Origin of the sequence: Sphingomonas faeni, from assembly GCF_003053745.1 — a bacterium.
Classification (GTDB): Bacteria; Pseudomonadota; Alphaproteobacteria; order Sphingomonadales; family Sphingomonadaceae; genus Sphingomonas; species Sphingomonas faeni.
Map to the genome: position 1 here is coordinate 253,062 of NZ_QAYE01000002.1, position 20,304 is coordinate 273,365.

Annotated in this window: 12 protein-coding genes; 5 read left to right on the plus strand and 7 right to left on the minus strand. The window is 68.3% G+C overall.

The genetic code is table 11. From position 1 onward, the window contains the following. Positions 1 to 64: 64 nt before the first annotated feature. Together C8J25_RS05855 and C8J25_RS05860 are read right to left on the minus strand one after the other, a co-directional pair. On the minus strand, positions 65 to 2,875 hold the full coding sequence (locus tag C8J25_RS05855; RefSeq protein WP_341871521.1) for a DUF3857 domain-containing protein: 2,811 nt from the start codon (positions 2,873 to 2,875) through the stop codon (positions 65 to 67). Positions 2,876 to 3,002: 127 nt separating this feature from the next. Beyond that, positions 3,003 to 4,778, minus strand: a complete 1,776-nt coding sequence (locus tag C8J25_RS05860) for a putative bifunctional diguanylate cyclase/phosphodiesterase (protein WP_107953107.1) — start codon at positions 4,776 to 4,778, stop codon at positions 3,003 to 3,005. A 163-nt stretch (positions 4,779 to 4,941) separates the two neighbouring features. On the opposite strand from C8J25_RS05860, the gene C8J25_RS05865 reads away from it, so the two are divergent. Together C8J25_RS05865 and pbpC are read left to right on the plus strand one after the other, a co-directional pair. Then, entirely contained in the window at positions 4,942 to 10,710 is a 5,769-nt protein-coding gene (locus C8J25_RS05865) for an alpha-2-macroglobulin family protein (protein ID WP_107953108.1), read from the plus strand. Beyond that, entirely contained in the window at positions 10,707 to 12,812 is a 2,106-nt protein-coding gene (gene pbpC, locus C8J25_RS05870; RefSeq protein ID WP_107953110.1) for a penicillin-binding protein 1C, read from the plus strand. Before C8J25_RS05865 ends, pbpC begins: the two co-directional genes overlap by 4 nt. Here the strand turns inward: pbpC and C8J25_RS05875 are convergent. The 5 genes from C8J25_RS05875 to C8J25_RS05895 form a co-directional block, all read right to left on the minus strand. Continuing rightward, positions 12,799 to 13,122 carry a GCN5-related N-acetyltransferase gene (locus tag C8J25_RS05875; RefSeq protein ID WP_107953112.1) on the minus strand — a complete coding sequence of 108 codons (324 nt, stop codon included), beginning with the start codon at positions 13,120 to 13,122 and terminating at the stop codon, positions 12,799 to 12,801. The two genes, pbpC and C8J25_RS05875, sit on opposite strands and share 14 nt — an antisense overlap. 57 nt (positions 13,123 to 13,179) lie before the next feature. Beyond that, positions 13,180 to 15,162, minus strand: coding sequence for a glycoside hydrolase family 84 protein (locus C8J25_RS05880; RefSeq protein WP_107953406.1), 1,983 nt, complete (start codon positions 15,160 to 15,162; stop codon positions 13,180 to 13,182). 81 nt (positions 15,163 to 15,243) lie between these two features. Next, entirely contained in the window at positions 15,244 to 16,272 is a 1,029-nt protein-coding gene (locus C8J25_RS05885; RefSeq protein ID WP_167397668.1) for an endonuclease/exonuclease/phosphatase family protein, read from the minus strand. 82 nt (positions 16,273 to 16,354) lie between these two features. Next, positions 16,355 to 16,861 (minus strand): DUF2141 domain-containing protein, encoded by a 507-nt coding sequence (locus C8J25_RS05890; protein ID WP_107953116.1) that lies wholly within the window; start codon positions 16,859 to 16,861, stop codon positions 16,355 to 16,357. Further along, positions 16,858 to 17,781 carry a hypothetical protein gene (locus tag C8J25_RS05895; protein ID WP_107953118.1) on the minus strand — a complete coding sequence of 308 codons (924 nt, stop codon included), beginning with the start codon at positions 17,779 to 17,781 and terminating at the stop codon, positions 16,858 to 16,860. The genes C8J25_RS05890 and C8J25_RS05895 overlap by 4 nt, the downstream gene beginning before the upstream one ends. Positions 17,782 to 18,007: 226 nt before the next feature. On the opposite strand from C8J25_RS05895, the gene C8J25_RS05900 reads away from it, so the two are divergent. From C8J25_RS05900 to C8J25_RS05910, 3 genes are read left to right on the plus strand one after another with little or no spacing between them, the layout of a single operon-like run. After that, entirely contained in the window at positions 18,008 to 18,823 is an 816-nt protein-coding gene (locus C8J25_RS05900) for a DUF2334 domain-containing protein (RefSeq protein ID WP_244186820.1), read from the plus strand. Further along, positions 18,810 to 19,985: a glycosyltransferase gene (locus C8J25_RS05905; RefSeq protein WP_107953122.1), complete on the plus strand. Its 1,176-nt coding sequence runs from the start codon at positions 18,810 to 18,812 to the stop codon at positions 19,983 to 19,985. Before C8J25_RS05900 ends, C8J25_RS05905 begins: the two co-directional genes overlap by 14 nt. Continuing rightward, a complete protein-coding gene (locus C8J25_RS05910) occupies positions 19,982 to 20,248 on the plus strand; it encodes a hypothetical protein (RefSeq protein ID WP_146173302.1) in 267 nt (88 codons plus the stop codon). Before C8J25_RS05905 ends, C8J25_RS05910 begins: the two co-directional genes overlap by 4 nt. The last annotated feature ends 56 nt before the right edge of the window (positions 20,249 to 20,304 follow it).

Below are 20,304 nucleotides of genomic sequence, written 5' to 3' on the forward strand. Positions count from 1 at the left end.
CCATTCACCGTCGTCGCCAATCACTATGCCGAGCGCCCCGTGAAGGGTTACCCGATACCAATGATCAGTCCGCCTTGATGCCGTAGCGCGCATACCGCCTGTCGACGCTGGGTAAAAGCCGCCGTGCAATTGCGAATTCCTTCGTCGCTTCGGGTCGCCGGTCCGATTTCGCCAACACGATTCCGCGCATGAAATGGCTTTCCGCCTGGTTGGGCGTCGACGCCAGCACCGCGTCGAGATCGGCCAGCGCCTGCTCGTACTTTTCGAGCCGATACCAGACCATTGCCCGGCTATCGAGCGGACCACTCGTGTCGGTGCTCAACTCGATCGCCCCGGTACAGTCTTTCAACGCGCTGTCGATCATGACCATGCGCGTTCCCTTGGCCCAGCATCGTCCGTTCATCAGTGACGGCGAACCCGGCTTGTCCGCGATCAGGCTGTCGAACAGCACGAGTGCTGCGGTGACGTCGCCATATTCTCCGAGCAGGCCGGCCTTGGCTTCGCGAAACGCGTTGCGCATGCTGCCGCCCAGCGCGATGCGCTGATCGAGCAGCGCCAGCGCTCCGGGCATGTCGCCACCTTCGGCCTTCAGGTCGCTGAGTTGGCCGATCGCCTGTTGCGACGAAGGATCGAGGGCACGCGCTGCTTCCGCGTCCTTGAGCGCCGCTGCCATGTCGCCCAGCTCGTGCGACTCCGTCGAGCGTTGGAGATAGAGGTCGATCGTCGGGGTGATCGCGATCGCGTGCGTCAGGTCGGCGACGGCACCGCGGCGATCCCCCACGCCGCTTCTGAGTGATGCGCGGCTGGTATAGCCGCTGGCTTCGTCGGGATCGTCGGCGATCGACTTCGCAAAGATCGCCTCGATCGCCCTCAGTTGCGTGGCACCGGGCGGGTCGCTGGCGTTGATATCCCAGCGACGCCGCGTGTCGGACGAGGCGACGATACGCGGTGCGCGCGCCTTCGCGGTCGTCAGGGCATCGCGCTCCGCCGGAATGCGGGCAACCGCGATCTCGCCGCCGACAGTGTCGATCCGCTCGTCGAGCGTGAACATACCGTTCGCCAGGCTGGCGCTGCGAACGATGTCGTACCCGGCGATGTTCGCCTTGAGATCGGGTTCCCCCTCCAGCGCGAAGGCACGGCCACCGTCGGGAAGGCGCAACCGCAAGCGATAGCGCATGCCGTCGGGCTGGTTGACCAGAACGGGGACGGACGCCCAGGTCGCCTTGCTGCGGTCGGGATCGAAGTTGACCTGATCGATCAGCCTGTCGACCGCGCGCTTGCGGCGACGGTCGTCGGTCGTCCAGATCGTGCTCGTCGCGCCGCGTGCCTTCAACGTGACCGCACCGGTGATCGGATCGGACGTGATCGACGTATCGACGAATTGTCCCTCGCCCAGGAAGCCTTGCAGGAACTGCCCGACGGCCTGGCGCTGCTCCTTCTCGCCCAACTGGGTCTTGGCCATCGTCAGCATCGCCGCCGGTCGCCCGTGGACGATTGCCGTCGCCTCGAACGCGCTGGGCAGGTCGACGCTGGCGGTTTCGTCCACCTCGACGATCAGGTCGATCACCGGACGCGCATTCGCGTGCGTAGCGATCCTGAGCAGCGCGGCACCGTCGGCGCGGATCGGCAGGACATAGCCGACGTCGGGCGTGTCGTGGATATCCGCAAGCCTCGAACCGGCGCCCGTCCCATCGAGCCACAGGGTCTGGCCGCCGATCGTCGCCTTCACGAAGACGTGGTTGAAAGCCGCCGCGCTCGGCAGCCTCTCGGCTACGAAGTCCCCCGATCCGACGGCGGCAAGGACCGGCTCGGCATCGATGCCCATCGCCCGCAGCATCGACAGCAACAGCACGGTCTTCGCCTTGCAGTCGCCGTAGCGAACCTCCCACGTGCGCGCGGGTTTCTGCGGAACATAGTTCCCGCCGTCCATCCCGACGGCAAGGTAGCGGATCTTGTCCTGGACGAGTTCCAGCGCGCGTTCGGCCCTGCCGATCGGCGTCGCATCCGCCTTCATGATCGCGTCGACCTCGGTCCTCAGCGGGGAGCCGGGCGCAATGGCGTTGGCTTCCGCGCCATATAGCGGTGCGAAGGTCTTCGAGACGTCCGCCCAGTCGGCGAACGTGGCGAATTCGATCATCGGCGGATGCCGGAACCGACTTGGCGCATCCTGCGGCATCTCGACCGGCTTTGGCGCGGGCAGGGCCAGGTCGAGCACGGTGTACTGCCCGTCGCGGATCGGCACGGCCTTGACGCCGTCGGCCTCCAGCTTCCAGCGCGGTGGCGTCGCGGTCGGCCACGATATGCGCGCGCGGGCAAAGGCAACCCGCGCGGGCAGGGCGATCATCGGAACGACGTTCTGCACGCGCCCGCCCAACGCAGCGTCTTTCGATGTCGTCGACGCCCGCAGCCGCAGGATGTCACCGACCTGAAGACCTTCGACCGCCAGCGTCGCCGTCAGGATACCCGTCAATTCGCGCTGTTCTAGCGCCTGTTCGCGCCGCAGGACCGTGAACTTCTGTCCGTTTGCCAGCAGGTCGATACGCTGGCTCCCGCGCCAGATCGAAAGTTCGTGAACGATGATGTCGCCCTTGTCCGGCGCCCAGGGCAGCGCGAGCGACGTCGCCTGCGCCAGCATCTCCGGCGACGTGATGTGCGACGCGACATCCATATAGGACCACAGCCGCCCGTCCTCGATCCGTTGCTGCGTATCGAAGATCACCAGCGCCGGCGTATCTGCGCCCGTCTTCGCCGCGTCCGGCAGCACGGCCGGAATGACCCAGCTAGGCGCGGCCTGATACAAGGGAAGGTCGCTGGCCTCCGCCGCAGACGTCGCCATGCACCCCAGCGACACCGCTGCAACCACTATACTTCGCACAATTCGGCCCCCCGATAGTCCCCGCGATAACGATATCGGCAAATTCGTCCGCAAGCCCAGAGAAATCGGAGAATGCGTGGATTCCTCGCGCGGAGGGCCCGGAACGATACCGGGTGCGGCAGCAAGGTCAGTCGCGTTCGGGCCCGGCCGCCGTCTCGCGCTCTGCAAGCCAGGTGGCGAACGGTGCGGCTTCCATCGGGCGCGCGAACCAGAAGCCCTGCGCCTCCTCGCAACCGAGCTGCGTCAGGATGGCGGCGGCCTCGCCGGTCTCGATCCCCTCGGCCACCACGCGGTAGCCGAGCTTGTGCGCCAGCCCGATCATCGTCTCGACGAGGACGAAATCGGGCCCGGCCGCTTCGGTGAGGTTGCGCATGAAGGCCTGGTCGATCTTCACGATCCGCGCGGGCAGGCGCTGGAGATAGGCGAGGCTGCTGTGTCCCGTCCCGAAATCGTCGATGGCAAGGCAAATGCCCGCTTCCGCCAGTTCGCGCAGCATCGCCAGCGCCTGGTCGGGCTGGTCCATGATCGCGCTTTCGGTCAGCTCGATCTCCAGCCGCTCTGGCCGCAGATCGAGCTTGAACAAGGCTAGCTGGATCCGGTCGATCAGGTCGGCCTCGCCGAGATTGGCGGCGGAGATGTTGACCGACAGGACCGGCGCGATCCCGGCCAGATTCCATGCCGCCATCTGGTCCATGGCCGCATCGATCACCCACTGCGTCGTCGCGCGCGCCAGCGAAGTCTCCTCGATGATCGGGATGAACTCGGCGGGCGATACCTCGCCCAGTCGAGGGTGCCGCCAGCGCAGCAACGCTTCCGCGCCCAGGCACCGTCCCGTCGCGAGCTCGATCCGTGGTTGGTACACCAATCGCAGCTGGTCGCCGGCTTCGAGTGCGGCGCCGAAATCCTGCAACAGGCCGTATTGGCGGCGGTGGGCGATGTCGTTGGCGGGCGAATGCAGCGCGATCGCGCCATCGGCGTTGCGCGCGTCTTGTGCAGCGCTGGCCGCCCCCCTCAGCACGTCGTCGGCCGAAACGCTGCCGATGACGAACGACCGGACGCCGATCGCGACGTTCGTGACGAAGCGTACCGACGACGTGGCATGCATCGTCTCGAAGCTCGACCGGAGCAGCGAAACATAGGCCAGCTCCTCGACACCCGGCGGCGAGATGAACGCGAACTGCGCGCTACCAACCTGATATGCGACCCGACCGGGCCCCAGCGCCACGCGCAGCGCCTGCGACGCTTCCCGGATGAAATCGTCGACGCGAGCGACGCCCAACGCACGCACGATCCGGCTAATCTGATCGTCGCGCGCCATGTCGACCACCACCGCGAACCGGTGCTCGCCCGGATGGTCCCGCTCCAGATCCATCAGGTCGTCGCGGAACTGGTTCCGGGTCGGCATGCCGGTGACCGGATCGATTCGTCCGAAGGCGTGCTGCAGCTCGATCTGCGCCATCACCATCGCCGCCAGATCGACCAGCGCGGCAAGTTCGGCGTCGGTGGCCTTGCGCGGTTCGGTCCCCAATACGCAAAGCGATCCGAGGCCGTAGCCATCGCTGGTGACCAACGGCGCGCCGGCATAGAAGCGCGTTCCGGCACGACCGAGCACGCTGTCGGCGTAACAAGCGTCGGCCTGGAAATCCTCGATGACGAGCGGCTGGGTCGACTCGGCGACCTGCGCGCATGGGGCCTTGTCGCGCGGGATGCTGCGATGCTCGACGCCGACGCGCGACTTGAACCATTGCCGGTCGCGATCCGTCAATGACACCGCAGCCACCGGCAATCCGAAGATCTGGCTGGCCATCCGGGTTATCCGATCGAAGCCCTCGCTGGCCGGGGTATCGAGCAACTTCAGCTGGTACAGGGCGTCCAGCCGAGCCTCTTCGTGATGGTCGCGCACACGATTCCTTTCACGTTCCCCTCTATGATCAAAACCTTAATGGTTTAATCCATGTCAGACTATATAAATGAAATCTAGGTTTATCTAACGCTAGTCGTCCGCGGCCCGGTTAAGTCTGGACTAGCGCCGTCCGGCCCCTATTCTGTTGGCGGGGAGAGCGGGCATGCGATTTGCGAGACTGTGGGCGGCTCTAGCGATCGTCGTTGCGCCGGTTGCCGCGTTCGGGGGCGATACGCCGCACGTCACGCTTGCCACGCCCAACATCTCGGATGGCGCGATCACGCGCTTTACGGTGCGGTTCAGCGACGCGATCGTCCCGCTCGGCGATCCGCGCGCCGCCTCGCCGCTGAAGGTCGACTGCGCGGTGTCAGGTGAGGGGCGCTGGGTAGATCAGCAGACCTATGTCTGGGACTTCGCGCAAGGTCTGCCCGGCGGAACGCGCTGCACGCTCGCGACGCGAGAGGGGCTCAAGAGCGCGGCGGGCTACGGCGTCGACGCCGAGAGCTTCACCGTCGATGCCGGCGGTCCGATCGCCCGCGCGGTGTTGCCCGGCGAGGGCGATATCGAGGAGGACCAGGTGTTCCTGGTCGCCGCGAACATGCTTGCGACCCGTGAATCAATCGCCGCCAACGCCTATTGCGCGGTCGACGGGATCGGCGAGAAGATCGCGGTCGACGTGCTCGCGCCCGATTTGCCTGGGCAGCTGCTCGCCGGGTTGGGCAACAACTACTCGGTCACCAATTTCCTCGAAAGCGCCGGGCTGCCCAAGACGGTCCCCGCCGATACCGCATCGCGCCAGCGCGCGCTGGCCGGCATTACCGCGCTGAAATGCCGCCGTCCTCTGCCGCCCGGCCGCGACATGGCGCTGGTCTGGGGGAGCAACATCGCCAGTGCCGGGGGCAAGCTCGCCGGTGCCGACCAGCGGTTCGACTTCACCGTTCGGAAACCCTTCACCGCGCGGTTCGAATGCTCGCGCGTCAACACTGCGGCGGGATGCAGCCCGGTCGAGAAGGCGTATCTGCGGTTCTCCGCGCCCGTCCCGATGAGCGCGGCGACGCAGGTCCGCCTGATGCTTGCCGACGGCAAGTCGATCGCGCCCGTGTTCAGCGACGAGGAGAAGACCCGCGCGACGATCGAACAGGTCACTTTCGCCGCACCCTTGCCGTTCGCGACGCGTGGCAACGTGTCGATCCCCGCCGAGCTCAAGGACGAAAGCGGCCGCATCCTCGCCAACCGCGAACGTTTCCCGCTCGAGGTGAAGTTCGACGAAGCCCCGCCGCTCGTGAAGTTCGCGGCCGATTTCGGTATCCTAGAAGCGAAACAGGGCGGCGTGCTGCCCGTCACCGTCCGCAACGTCGAGCCGTCGCTGCAAGGCCAGACCGCGGGTATCGGCGGCCAGCGGCTGCGCGTGGGCGGCACCGATGGCGAGATCGCCGCGTGGCTGCGCCGCGTCGAGGATGCGGGCAAGACCGACTACCAGACGATCGAGCGCAAGGGTGCCGAGCCGCTCCAGATCAACCATACCGGCGAGAAGCCACTGCTGTTCAGGAGCGGTGTCGGCGGGGCAGGCGGAGGTGCGGGCGATCCGTTCAAGCTCGACCTGCCGGGCAAAGGCAAGGATTTCGAGGTCGTCGGACTGCCGCTCGGCAAGCCCGGCTTCTACGTCGTCGAACTCGCCAGCCCGACGCTCGGCCGTGCGCTGCTCGGTCGCGACGTGCCGCGCTATGTGGCGAGCGCCGCGCTGGTCACCGATCTCGCCGTCCATTTCGAATGGGGGCGCGACCGTTCGCTCGCCTGGGTCACGCGGCTGTCGACCGGCAAGCCGGTGGCGAACGCGGTGGTGCAGGTCAGCGACAGCTGCACGGGGAAGCCGCTCGCACGCGGCGCGACCGACAAGAGCGGCGGGCTGATGGTCGCGCGCGGGCTGCCCGAACCCGAGACCTATGGTAGCTGCAAGGGCGAAGGTTCGCCGCATCCGCTGATGATCTCGGCGCGTACTGGCGACGATTTCAGCTTCACGCTGACCGACTGGGGCGAGGGCATCCGGCCGTTCGATTTCGACCTGTCCTATGGCTATTCGGCGGCGACCGACATCATCCACACCGTGTTCGATCGCGCCTTGGTCCGCCAGGGCGAAACGATCCACATGAAGCACATCCTGCGCCGCCCCGACGCGCGGGGCTTCTCGTTGGCGCCGGGCTTTACCGGCACGCTCCGGCTGTCGCATCGCGGCTCGGACACGCAGTTCGAGATGCCTGTGACCATCGGTGCGAACGGGACCGGCGAGACCGTCTGGACCGCCCCCAAGGGCGCGCCGATGGGGGATTACGACCTCGTCTTTGTCGTCGGCGACACCACCACCGAATCCGCGCAGTCGTTCAAGGTCGACGAATACCGCCTGCCGACGATGCGCGCGAGCGTGACCGGGCCGAAGACCGCGCTCGTCAAGCCGCGCACCGCGCAACTCGATCTGTTCGCAGGCTACCTCTCGGGCGGCGGCGCGCCGGGCCTGCCGGTCGACGTCCGCATCGGCTGGTTCGCGCACAGTGCGACGCCGGTCGGCTACGACAAGTTCAGCTTCGGCGGCGAACCGATCAGCGAGGGCGTCAAGCCGCTCGACGGCGAGGGCGAGGACGCGAAGACGCCGTTGCCGCCGACCCAGATGCTGCCGGCGACGCTCGGCAGCGACGGCACGCGGCGGATGACGGTCGACATGCCGCAAACGCTGCCCGGCACGACCGATATGCAAGTCGAGATGGACTACCGCGACGCCAATGGCGAGACGCTGACCGCCTCGAAATCGATCCCGATCTACGCCTCGGGCGTGCAGCTCGGCGTCGCGACCGATGGCTGGATGATGCGCGCGGACGATCTCCGCCTGCGCGTCGTCGCGCTCGATACCGACGGCAAGCCGATCAAGGGACAGAAACTCTCTGTCGCATTCTACAATCGCCAGATCCTGACCGCTCGGCGGCGGTTGATCGGTGGGTTCTATGCCTATGACAACCGGATGCGGACGATTAAGCTGTCGGCGTCGTGCAGCGCCACCACCGATGCGCAGGGGCTCGCGCAGTGCAAGGCGGATCCGGGCGTCTCGGGCGAAATCTACGCTGTCGTCACCACCACCGACGCCGACGGCAACGTTGCGCACGCGGTGAAGTCGGTATGGCTCGCCGGGAACGACGACTGGTGGTTCGGCGGCGACAATGGCGACCGGATGGACGTCGTGCCAGAAAAGCTCACCTATGCGTCGGGCGAGACCGCGCGGTTCCAGGTACGGATGCCGTTCCGCTCGGCGACCGCTTTGGTCAGCGTCGAGCGCGAGGGCGTGTTGTCGAGCTTCGTCACCGAATTGTCGGGCAAGGACCCGGTGATCGAGGTGCCGATGGACGCGGCCTATGCGCCCGACGTCTATGTCTCGGTGCTGGTCGTACGCGGCCGCGTCGAGAGCGGGTTCTGGAGCTGGGTCCACCGCATCGCGCGGACGCTCGGGCTGTCGGATACGCCGGAGGATGCCGCCGAGCCGACCGCGCTGGTCGATCTCGCCAAGCCCGCGTACCGACTCGGCATCGCCAAGGTGAAGGTCGGCTGGGAAGGCCATACGCTCGCCGTCGCGGTCAAGGCGGACCGCGAGCGTTACGCGCCGCGGGGCACGGCCAACGTCGCGATCCAGGTCCGGAAGCCCGACGGCAGCCCCGCGCGCGAGGCCGACGTCGCGTTCGCCGCGGTCGACCAGGCGTTGCTGCAACTCGCACCCAACGACAGCTGGAACATCCTCGACGCGATGATGGGCGATCGTCCGCTGTCGGTGCTGACCGCGACCGCGCAGATGCAGGTCGTCGGCAAACGGCATTATGGCCGCAAGGCGCTCGAAGCGGGTGGCGGCGGTGGCGGCGGCGACCTGTCGGGGCTCAACCGCGAGAATTTCCAACCCGTGCTGCTGTGGAAGGGCCATGTCCCGCTCGACGCGCAAGGACGTGCGCGCGTGTCCGTGCCGCTGTCGGATGCGCTGTCGTCGTTCAAGCTCGTCGCGATCGCTACCGATGGCGCGCAGGCGTTCGGTACCGGCAGCACCGACATCCGTACCGCGCAGGATCTGTCGCTCTATGCCGGGATGCCGCCGCTGGTCCGCTCGGGCGATTTCTACGGTGCGCGGTTCACGCTGCGCAACGGATCGGACCGCGCGATGACGGTCACCGCGAACGTCGACGTCTTCCCGCGGATCGCGCGGGGCAAGCCGCTCACCGTCACCATTCCCGCGGGTGGTGCGGCACCGGTGGCGTGGAACCTCACCGCGCCTGCGGGCGTCGATACGCTGCGCTGGACGGTGCGTGCCAGCAGCAACGACGGCCGTGCGACCGATCAGGTTACGGTGACGCAGGACGTCATCCCGGCGGTGCCGACCGAGATCTGGGCGGCGACGCTCGCGCAGGTCGGCGAGAATACGCTGATCCCGATCGCGCCGCCGATGGGCGCGCTGCCGGCTCGTGGCAGCGTTGACATCCACCTTGCCGATACGCTGGCGCCGTCGCTCGCCGGTGTGCGCGACTATATGACGCGCTATCCGTTCAACTGTTTCGAGCAGCGTTTGTCGCGGATCGTCGTGCTCGGCGACATGGCGGGCTGGGCGACGCTGGCGGGCGAAATCCCGACCTATCAGGCGCCCGACGGCCTGCTCCGGTATTTCCCCGGCGACAGCCTGCAGGGGTCGGAGGCGCTGACCGCCTATGTCCTGTCGATGACGGGCGCGGCGAACCTGTCGCTGCCGCCGGTCCAGCGCGCGCGGATGATCGAGGCGATGAAGGCGGTGCTCGACGGGCGCTTGCGACACGAGGATTACGGCGATGTCCGCCTGACCAAGGTCGCGGCGCTGGCGGCGCTCGCGCGGCAGGGCGAGGCCACCCCGGCGATGCTCGGCCAGATCGGGATGACGCCTGCCGAGATGCCGACCGCGAGCCTCGCCGACTATATCACCGCTCTTACCGCGATCCCCGGCGCGTCGACCGAAGCCAAGGCGCAGGCCGAGGCGGTGTTGCGCACGCGCCTCGTGTTCGAGGGCACGCGGCTCGATCTGTCGGACTCGGCCAACGCGTCGTGGTGGCTGATGTCGTCGGCGGACGAGGCGGCAAACAAGGCGACCGCGGCGGTGCTCGGGCGACCGGGTTGGCAGGACGATGCGCCGCGGCTGATGGTCGGCACGGCGCTGCGCCAGTCGCGTGGGCATTGGGATACGACCACCGCCAACGCCTGGGGTGCGATCGCCGCGCGGCGGTTCGCGCAAGTGTATCCGGCGCAGGCGGTCACGGGCACGACGATGCTGTCCTATGCGGGGCGTAGCGTTGCGCGCGGCTGGCCGCTGGCGGAACCGGCGCGGACGGTATCGTTCCCGCTCGCTGCCGCCGGACCGCTGCGGTTGGCGCAAGGCGGCGGAGCGGGGCCGTGGGCGACCGTGTCGATCTCCGCCGCGGTGCCGCTGCGGCAGCCGCTGTTTGCCGGCTATCGCCTGACGCGGAAGGTGGACGTCGTGCAGGCGCGTAGGGCAGGGCGGCTGACGACGGGCGACGTGCTCCGCGTGACGCTGTCGGTCGAGGCGACCGCTGAGCGCAACTGGGTCGCGATCAGCGATCCGGTGCCGGCAGGGGCCACGGTGATCGGCGATCTCGGCGGCCAGTCGCAATTGCTCCAGCAAGGCGGCGGTAGCGAGGGTGATGGGGGCGGTGAGGGCGGGGGGCCGAGCTACGTCGAACGCGGACGCGATACGTGGCGCGCCTATTTCGCCTGGCTGCCCAAGGGGACCACCACCGTGACGTACACGGTGCGGCTGAACGGCGCCGGCCGGTTTCAGATGCCGCCTAGCCGGGTCGAGGCGATGTATTCGCCTGCAATTCGTGCCGCGGTGCCGAACCAGACGATGGTCGTCGCGGATCGATGAAGCAGCGCGCGGCGCTTGCCGGACTGCTGGTGCTGATCCTGGCCGCGGTCGGGTTCGACTGGGCGACTTTCCCGCCGCCGCTGCCGGGCTATGCGCAGGTGCGCGCTGCGTGGAAGCCGTCGGAGGCGTGGCTGTACGATCGCCACGGCGTGCTGATCGACAGCGCGCGCGTCAATTTCGCCGCGCGTCGGCTGGCGTGGGTACCGCTCGACCAGATCGCGCCGATCGTGCCCGCCACCGTCGTCGCGGCGGAGGATGCCCGTTTCCGCAGCCACGGCGGTGTCGACTGGCTCGCGATCCTCGGGTCGGTTGGGGCGCGCGCGAAGGGCGAGCGGGGCAGGGGTGCCAGTACGCTCTCGATGCAGGTCGCCGCGTTTCTGACGCCGACGCTCGCCATGCCCGGCGCGCGCGGCTGGCGCGACAAGCTCCGTCAGATGCGCGCGGCCCGATCGCTGGAGATGACGTGGAGCAAGGACCAGATTCTCGAGGCGTACCTCAACCTCGCACCGTTCCGCGGCGAGGCGCAGGGGATCGGTGCGGCGGCGCTGTCGCTGTTCGGCAAGACCCCCGCTGCGATGGCGCGCGACGACGCGCTGCTGCTGACCGCACTGCTGCCCGATCCCCAGGCGCCCGCCCCTCGCATCGCCGCGCGCGCGTGTCGCCTGGGGGGCGTGGGCGATTGCGCGCGGTTCGCCAGCGAGGCCGCGTCGATGCTCGGCCCGGTGCGAGCGCTGGCGCTCGATCCGGGGCTCGCGCCGCATCTCGCCGATCGCCTGCTGACCAAGCCCGGCCTGCGGATCACCACCACGCTCGATGCCGCGCTCCAGCGCACGGTTGCCGCCGCGCTGCGTCGCCAGTTGCTCGGGCTTGGCGGATCGCGTGCGCGCGACGGCTCCGCGGTGGTGATCGACAATGCGAGCGGTGACGTCCTTGCCTATGTCGGCGGGATCGGCGGCGCCTCCACCGCGCCGGCGGTCGATGCCGCCAACGCCTATCGCCAGGCCGGGTCGACGCTGAAGCCGTTCCTCTACGCGCAGGCGATCGAGCGCGGATACCTGACCCCGGCGTCTGTGCTCGACGATTCTCCGGTGCAGCTCGACACGGCGTCGGGGCTTTACGTGCCGCAGAATTATGATCGCGGGTTCAAGGGGCGCGTGTCGGTGCGCAGCGCGCTGGCGGGGTCGCTCAACGTGCCCGCGGTGCGGACGCTGCTGCTGGTCGGGGTCGAGCCGTTCCGCGACCGGCTATGGGATACGGGGTATCGTGGTCTCGTCGAGGACGGCGATTACTACGGGTTCAGCCTCGCGCTCGGATCGGCCGAGGTGACGCTGCTCGAACAGGCCGACGCGTACCGGTCGCTGGCGAATGGCGGGCGCTGGTCCCCGCTGCGGCTCACCGCCGATGCTCCCCGCGTTGCCGCTCGTCCGGTCACGACGCCCGCGGCCGCGTGGATCGTCGCCGACATGATGGCCGACCCCAACGCCCGCGCCGCCACCTTCGGCCTGGACTCGGCTCTACGCCTGCCGTTCTGGACCGCGGTGAAGACGGGTACTTCGAAGGGCATGCGCGACAATTGGTGCGTAGGGTTCTCGCGCCGCTATACGGTCGCGGTCTGGGTCGGGAACGTCGAGGGTGACCCGATGCGCGCGGTCTCGGGCACCAGCGGCGCGGCGCCGGTGTGGCGCGACGTCATGCTGGCGCTCGGACGCGACGACGAACGCGGCCCCCCCATGCCCGCCGGCGTCGAGCGCCGCCGCATCGCGTTTGCCGACGCGATCGAGCAGCCACGGATCGAGTATTTCCTCCGCGGCACAGGCCAGTCGCTGATCGCCGCGGCGCCGGCCACCGCCCGGCGCGCGCGGATCGTCAACCCCGCCTCGGGCAGCGTCTACGCGATCGACCCCGACATCCCCGCCGACCGCCAGCGCCTCGCGATCGAGACCACCGGCGACGTCCGCGCGCATCACGTCTTCCTCGACAACCGCGACCTCGGCCCCGCCGCCCAGCAATTGCTGTTCTTCGCGCCTCCGGGCCGCCACCGGTTGCGGCTCGTCGACCCAGCCGGGCGCGCCGCCGACCAGGTGATCGTCACGATCCGGTAAGCGGGACCGTTCGTTTTCTCCGCCAGGTCAGCGAACGGCGGTTCAGGGCGGCAAGGTCCACTTCATCGGCAAGCGCAGCCTCGGCCAGCGCGATGGCCCGGTCCAACAGCGCGCGGTCGGCGTGCGCATAGGCGGGGCGGCCCGGTATGCGGTCATACCACACGCCGTCGCACGCAGTGTCGAGGAAGATGCGCTGGAAGCAATGATCAGCCTCGACCGGCCAGCGGCGCGCGCGCGCCACCGCCGGCAAGCTCTTGCGGGTGAGTTTCAGCCATCGGGCTTCGGCGGCAGGACGGTCTCCGGACTCCATCCGGTGGCAACGATAGAAACCCGGTAAGGTCGCGCCGTCCGCTACCGGATCGATCGGTCACCGCTCGATGGCGGGGGAAGCGTTGCCAGCGCGGTCGAACGCGATCAGCGTCGGCGCGTCAGCAACGAACGTGTCGAGCACGCCGTCGGCGATCTTGATCGGCCCGTCGAACCGCGTTGCGCCCGGAATGCTCTGGATCGCCGCTGCTTCGGCGGCCAGCCGCTTGGCATCGGCGAAATACCGTCCCGCGGCGCTGCTGCCGTGATCGGCCGCGTCGAGGCCGGCGGCGGTCAGCTGGAGCGCACGCCCCCAGCGCTGCATCGCGTCCAGCCACGGCCGCGACTGTGCCGCGAAACCGGGGTCGATGGTCCCGGACCGGATGATGTCGGGCGCATTCGTGATCTCGTCGGCGCGCGCGGTCAGGTCCGCGATCGCCTCACGCCGCGCCGCCGCGTCGCCGCCGGCCAGCGCCTCCCGCACGCCGTCCAGCACCCCCTTCAATCGCGGCGCCTGCTCCTGCCAGGGCTGGCTGCCGAAGGTCGGTGCCATGTGCTGCGTATCGAAGAACGTCAGCAGCGCGGCGGTAGCGCGCTCGTCACCGCCCGCCAGTTCCCGCGCGGAAAAATGCCACGTCCGTTGCGCATCATACGCCTTGTCGTTCCAGCCGAACGCGGCGACGCCGGTCACTGCCGGGCGGCTGGGGGCCTCCTGGTTCATCGGGTTCGACAGGATGCCGGTCAGCTCACCCGACAGCCCCGCCTCGCGCCGCGTATAGGGCGCCATCAACAGCCGACCCGTGGTCTGCGCATAATCGTTGACCGGATAATTGTCCCACAACAGCGTTTTGCGACCGAACGCCTTGGTCGCCGCTTTGGCGTCGGGGATCGAGATCGCCGGCGGCACGACGTCGGTACCGGTCCACTGCACGACGATCCGCGGATCGAGATGTTTCCGGAGCGCCGCCTTGTACGGCGTTTCCTTGGCATCGTAATACTCCGTCGGCACCATGATCAGCGCACGCGCCGAAGGATCCTTGGCCGCTAGGTTCGCCTGCACCGCGTTCAGCAATCGCGACTGCGCGATGCCCGCCGCCTCTGCGCCCGACGGACCGAACGCCGTCTTGTCCTTCTCGCAGTTCCACTTGGTGTATTCGATGTCGTCCAGCGCGACGTAGAAGCTGCCGACGCCTATCGACCGCATCGCGTCGAACTTGCGTTCCAGCGCCTGGACGTCCGCCGGATCGGAGAAGCAAACCGACGGCCCCGGCGAGACCGCGTAGACGAAGTCGACATGGTTCCGCCGCGCGGTCGTCGCGAGCGTCCCAAGCGCCGTCAACGTCGTGGCAGGATAGGCCTCCCGCCAACGATCGCGCGCGTACGGATCGTCCTTCGGGCTGTAGACATAGGTGTTCGCCTTGACCGTGGCGAGGAAGTCGAGGTGCTTGGTGCGGTCCGCCATCGACCACGGCGCGCCGTAGAATCCCTCGATCGTGCCACGGATCGGCATCGCCGGATGGTCCTGGATCACCAGCGCCGGGATCGCCGACCGCCGGGCAAGCTGGCGAAACGTCTGCGCGGCGTGGAACAGGCCGTCCGCATCGTGACCGGCCAGCGTGACGACCCCGCCCGACGCAGAGGCCAGGCTCGCGATCGTATAGCCCTCCGCATGGCTGTCGGCCATCGCGCGGCTGCGGGCGAGCGCATCGCGGACGATCGGTGCGACGGCGGTTCCGAGCACGACATACGTCCCGTCGATGACCGAAGGCAGGCGCCGGGCGGTCGTGATCGTCTCCACACCCGACGCCGTCAGGATGCTGCGGATCAGCGCGATCGTGTCGGGATCGACGCCGGGCGCCGCGATCAGCGATACCGAACGCCCGAGCGCGATCGTCCCCGATCCGAGTTCGATCGAGGTCGGCGTCGGGAACAGCGCGGGCATCGTCACCGGACTGGCCGAGGCGGATCCCGCCGCGAGGCTCGCCAGGCTCGCGGCAACCATTAGCGAGGGCACGAGGCCGAACGTGCCAATCTGTCGCGTCATGCTCGTCTCCGGTATCATAATGGTATTATGACCTGGGGGATACGGTAGCTGCGAGACGACCGCAACCCGTACGGAAACCCCTCAGCGGCTGGCGAGCATCGCCGCCATCTTTGGCCGGACGGCGACCCCGTCGAGCGTGTAGCTGACCATCACGCCAATGTGATCCGACAGCATCGTCTTGTCGCCAGCCCGGCCGAACGGCGCACTGAAGGCGACCGGTTTCACCGAGAGCGCATCCGACGCCCGGTACATCAGCCAGTCCTTCGCGCGACCGGTCGAGGTCGCGACGTCGGCGGCTTGCGTCACCAGGCATGTCGGGGTCGACCGGCACCGCTGCTCGCCGCCCGTCAGCGGCATCGAGCCGCCGAACATGTGCTGCGCGAAATACGCACGGCGCGCGATATCCTGCCCTACGTTGAAGTCGCCCGCCACCAGCAGCGTCTCGTGTGGTCGTTCCATCGAGCCGATGAACGCACTCAACAGGTCGATCTGGCGCTTGTACGCGTAGAGCGCGCGGGGCTCGGATACGCCGGTGGCGCCGTTCGAATTCAGGTGCGTGTCGATCACCGTGACCGGCCCGGCCAATCCGGGAACCGCGATCATCGCCGCCATCGCGCCCTTGTTGGCGAGGCAGTCATAGCCGGCGCAGACCGGATAGCTGATCCGCCGCACCGCGAGGATCGGATAGTCGGAGAAGATCGCGAGCCCGCTGTCGACATGCTTGCCGACCTGTTCGCCGCGGAACATGCTGCCGGCCGATACGAAGCTGCGGTCGTTCGGGGTCTCGGCGGAGGCGGAAGCGTCGGCGGATGCCCCGAACGCGATGTAGCGATAGCCCGCGGCGGCACCGATCGCCTTCGCGTCGGGCACGAACGCCTCCTGCAACGCGACGATCCTAGGCTGATGCCCGTCGGCTCTCATCGCCCTGAGTTGTGCGGCGATCGCCGACAGCGATGCCGTCCGATCCTCCGCGATCGGCCAGGGCAGGCCGTGCACATTGTAGGTCATGACCGATACCGTCGACTCCGCCCCGCTCGCGGTTGCGGGCGACGCGGTCGCTGCGAGCAGGGCGAGGGAAGCGGCAAACCGACCGAGACGATGCGAAACCATTGGCGATCCAATTCCTGTATGTGCGGGGGTGACGCCACGGTCCGGTCGGAACCGCACCTGCCCGGGCTTATTCATGGTGGTGTCAGCGTTTCAGCGGCGCGAACGAGAACAGGCCGCTTCGGTAGTTCATCACCACCGTCGTTGGCGTGATCCCGGCATGCGCGACGACCCGCGCCGCCTCCGCGCTCGGTTTGGAATGGCCGAGCCGCGGGTTGCCGGCAAAACCGATCCCGTCGTGGAGCAGGCTGAACCCGTGCCCGCCGCTACGGGCATGGACGACGCTGAGCGCATACGCACCCTCGCCCGGAACGCGCAGGCACAGTCGCGCGGGACCTGATGCCGGAACCGTTATCACCGCGCGGCGGAACGTCTTTCCCTGCGCCACCAGCACATTGTCGTCGGCCAGGAACTCGCCCTCGACCGCGGGATAGACCTCGGCGCGCAGATTGCCCGCGCGGTCCTTCAGCCCCTCGACGATCACGACGATTGCGGGGCCCGTCTCGTGCGGCCTGCACTGCGCCGCCGCGGTCCCCAGCGCAGGGGTGGACGCGATCGGCGTTGCGGCGAGGGCCAAGAGCGCGACAATCATTGGTTATGCTCCGGATTGAGAAGTTCGACCGCGGTCAGCGCCGCGCCGAGCAGGAGGTGCGTGACCAGCCAGAGTGCCGCGATCATCGTCAGCATCGCGGCGACGTTGGACGCCTGCCCAACGGTAAATGCGACAAGGCCGGCGAAGACGATGTCCTTGTTCGGCAACAGCGGCAGGCGCGAGACGAGCAGGCGCAACGTCGCCAGCACCAGCCACCAGGCGAGCGGTGCCGCGGGCAGCGCCACCGCCCACAGCGCGGCGGCGAAGACCGTCGTCGTGACGATCCGCAACAGGTGGATGACCGCGATCCGGCCGAGCTCATCGCGCGGCAGCGTGAAGAGCCGCTTGCGCATCACGAGCGCGACGACCGACGGCAACGCGATGCTCGCGGCCGATACGATCATCACCTTGGCATCGGTGCCGAGGTTCAGCGCGATGAGCGACTGCCAGCTGACCGCCGCGAGAGCCAGCGTGCAGACATTGGCGACCACCGCGGACAGGATCGACACGTCCTTGATCGCACCGAACGGGGTGCCCACCAGCGAAGCATGCCGCCGCGCCCACGCGTAGAAGTACAGCTCGCCGGAATAGCCCGCGATGATCTCGTTGCTGATCCGCTTGCGCAACAGCGCGAGGAACCCGCGCGGCGGGAGGTTCCACAGGCGGCGATAGATCACCCACTCGCTCGCTGGCAGCGCGAGATAGCCGGCCGCGAACAGCAGCCAGAACAGCGGCGAGCGCGGCACCATCGCGATCACGCCGCGGACGTCGAGATAGCGCAGCTGCCACAACGCCGCGATCAGGATCGCCGCGGACAACAAAGGCGTCAGGCCGCGTGCGACGATCCCCTTGCGGACGTCGATCGTCTTCAGCGGAAGCTTGGGGGCGGGCAGGGCCGCGTGGTTGAGGGCGTTGCTCATGCCGCCCTGCGCCGTACGGCGACCGGGACGGCAATCTGATTTCCATGACGCAGCGATGCCGCGACGGCGGGGGAGCCGGGATGTGTCATGGGTTCTGGACGTCACCGCATCGCAGCATCCGCAGCCCGAAAAATTCCACGCGAAAAATAATCTGGCGGACTGCGGTTCGGACCGCGCGGTGCCGTCTCCCGGGCATGTGTGTGCCCAAGCTGCTCGACCTTCTGTCGTGAACGCCCTGCCAAAGGCCGTGCGCCCGCCGTCACCAGACCGGCGCCTCATCGTGTCGATCCACGATGTCTCGCCGGCATTCGCCGACCCCATCGAGCGACTGGCCGAGATGATCGGCGCGATCCTTGGGGGGCCGCGGTTCGCGATGCTGGTCGTCCCCGATCACTGGGGGGCGGCCCCGCTCGACCGGACGCCGGCGTTCGCGCGCCGGTTGCGCGAATGGGCCGATGCGGGGGTCGAGATGTTCCTCCACGGCTGGTTCCACCGCGACACCAGTGCGCACCGAGGGCCGACGGCGACGATGAAGGCGCGCTACATGACCGCGGGCGAGGGCGAGTTCCTCGGGCTCAGCGCGGACGAGGCCGAATACCGAATGCGCGCCGGACGCGATATGGTCGAACAGGCGATCGGCGGACCCGTCGCGGGCTTCATCGCGCCGGCGTGGCTCTACGGCCCGGGCGCGAGGTCGGCGCTGAAGGCGTGCGATTTCGCGCTCGCGGAGGACCATTTCCGGGTCTGGCGTCCGGCCAACGACGCGGTCGTCGCGCGCGGTCCGGTCGTCACCTGGGCAAGCCGATCCCCCGCGCGCACCGCCAGTTCGCTCGCGGTCGCCGCGGCGGCCCGTACCCTGCCGGACTGGCTGCCGACCTTGCGGGTGGCCGTTCACCCCGGCGACGTCACGAAGGAGTCGCTGATGACGAGTATCGATCGGACCATCCGGTGTCTGGCGGGCCGCCGCACGGTTGCCCGCTACGCCGATCTGTTGCCGGGCGCAGCTATGTCGGAAGGGGAGGGCCGTCATGAAGATCGTTGATGTCTGCGCCTTCTACACGCCCAGCGGCGGCGGGGTCCGCACCTATGTCGACCGCAAGCTCGTCGCCTTCGCCGAACGCGGGCATGAGATGGTGGTCGTCGCACCGGGCGAGCGCGCCGGCGAGGAACGTCGCGGCCCGAACGCGCGGATACGCTGGGTACGCTCGCCGCGGTTTCCGCTCGACCGATCCTACCGCTATTTCTCCGATCGCTCAGCGCTGCACCGCGTGCTCGACGAAGAAGATCCGGACCTCGTCGAAGTCTCGTCGCCGTGGCGCAGTGCGTCGATGGTCGCGGACTGGAAGAGCGAACGCGGCGCCCGGGCGCGGCTCGCGTTGATCGCGCATGCCGATCCGCTGGCGGCCTATGCCTATCGCTGGTTCGGCGGCGTCGCCACGACGCAGACGATCGACCGCGCGTTCGAATGGTATTGGCGCCACTTACGCCGCCTCGACCAACGCTTCGACATGATCGTCAGCGCAAGCGACAGCCTGAGCCAGCGGTTGCGGGAGGGCGGCCTGCAAAAGGTGCTGACCGACCCGATGGGCGTCGAACCCGGACAGTTCTCGCCGGCGCTTCGCGACATGACCGTGCGTCGCGAGATGCTGGCGCTATGCGGCCTCCCCGAAGACGCGATGCTGTTGATCGGGGTTGGACGCCACGCACCGGAAAAGCGCTGGCCGATGATTGCGCAGGCGGCGACCATGGCGGGGGCGCAGGCGCCGGTAGGCCTCGTCATCGTCGGCGGCGGATCGCGGCAGCGGCCAGTGATCGAGGCGATCGACGGCAATCCGCACGTCCGCCTGCTCGAACCGACCACCGATCGGGCGGCACTTGCCCGAATGATGGCGAGCGCGGATGCCTTGATCCACGGATGCGAGGCGGAAACCTTCTGCTTCGTCGCCGCCGAGGCGATCGCGTCGGGCCTGCCGCTGATCGCACCCGATCGCGGCGGCGCCGCCGACCTCGCGCGCAAATCCGGTGGCGTCTTGTATCGGTCCAGCGACGCGCCGGCGGCGTCCGAGGCGATCCTTTCGGTCGCCCGCACCAGTCGTATGCCACGCGCGGCGGCGCCGGTGCGCACGATGGACGATCACTTCGACGCGCTGCTGACACTGTACGCGAACGAGAATCTGGTGAGGAGAGAAGGATCATGTCGATGACCGCGACCCATTTCGTCCTGCAACCGATACACGTTCCGGATCACGACCCAGCCTGGGAAGTCGAGCCGCCCGAGGCTGCGGTGCCGCTCTGCGACTTTCGCGGCGACGGACGCCTGATCGATGCCTTCGTACACCAGCGCTCCGCCTGGAGTTGTCCGCTGTTCTACCTTGCCATTCCGGCCTATGCGGTCCTAACCCTTGCCGCCGCGGCGATCCGATTTTTCGGCCGTACCGGGATCCTGCCCAATCACTCGGCATCCTGATCCGCTGATCCGCTGATCCGACGCCGACGGTCTTATTTTTCAGGGCGACATCCCGA

Coding starts and splice junctions, on each gene's coding strand:
- C8J25_RS05890 (WP_107953116.1), bottom strand. CDS start 16,861: ATGATTGTCGCGCTCTTGGCCCTCGCCGCAACGCCGATCGCGTCCACC.
- C8J25_RS05880 (WP_107953406.1), bottom strand. CDS start 15,162: ATGACGCGACAGATTGGCACGTTCGGCCTCGTGCCCTCGCTAATGGTT.
- C8J25_RS05905 (WP_107953122.1), top strand. CDS start 18,810: ATGAAGATCGTTGATGTCTGCGCCTTCTACACGCCCAGCGGCGGCGGG.
- pbpC (WP_107953110.1), top strand. CDS start 10,707: ATGAAGCAGCGCGCGGCGCTTGCCGGACTGCTGGTGCTGATCCTGGCC.
- C8J25_RS05910 (WP_146173302.1), top strand. CDS start 19,982: ATGACCGCGACCCATTTCGTCCTGCAACCGATACACGTTCCGGATCAC.
- C8J25_RS05875 (WP_107953112.1), bottom strand. CDS start 13,122: ATGGAGTCCGGAGACCGTCCTGCCGCCGAAGCCCGATGGCTGAAACTC.
- C8J25_RS05865 (WP_107953108.1), top strand. CDS start 4,942: ATGCGATTTGCGAGACTGTGGGCGGCTCTAGCGATCGTCGTTGCGCCG.
- C8J25_RS05885 (WP_167397668.1), bottom strand. CDS start 16,272: ATGGTTTCGCATCGTCTCGGTCGGTTTGCCGCTTCCCTCGCCCTGCTC.
- C8J25_RS05895 (WP_107953118.1), bottom strand. CDS start 17,781: ATGAGCAACGCCCTCAACCACGCGGCCCTGCCCGCCCCCAAGCTTCCG.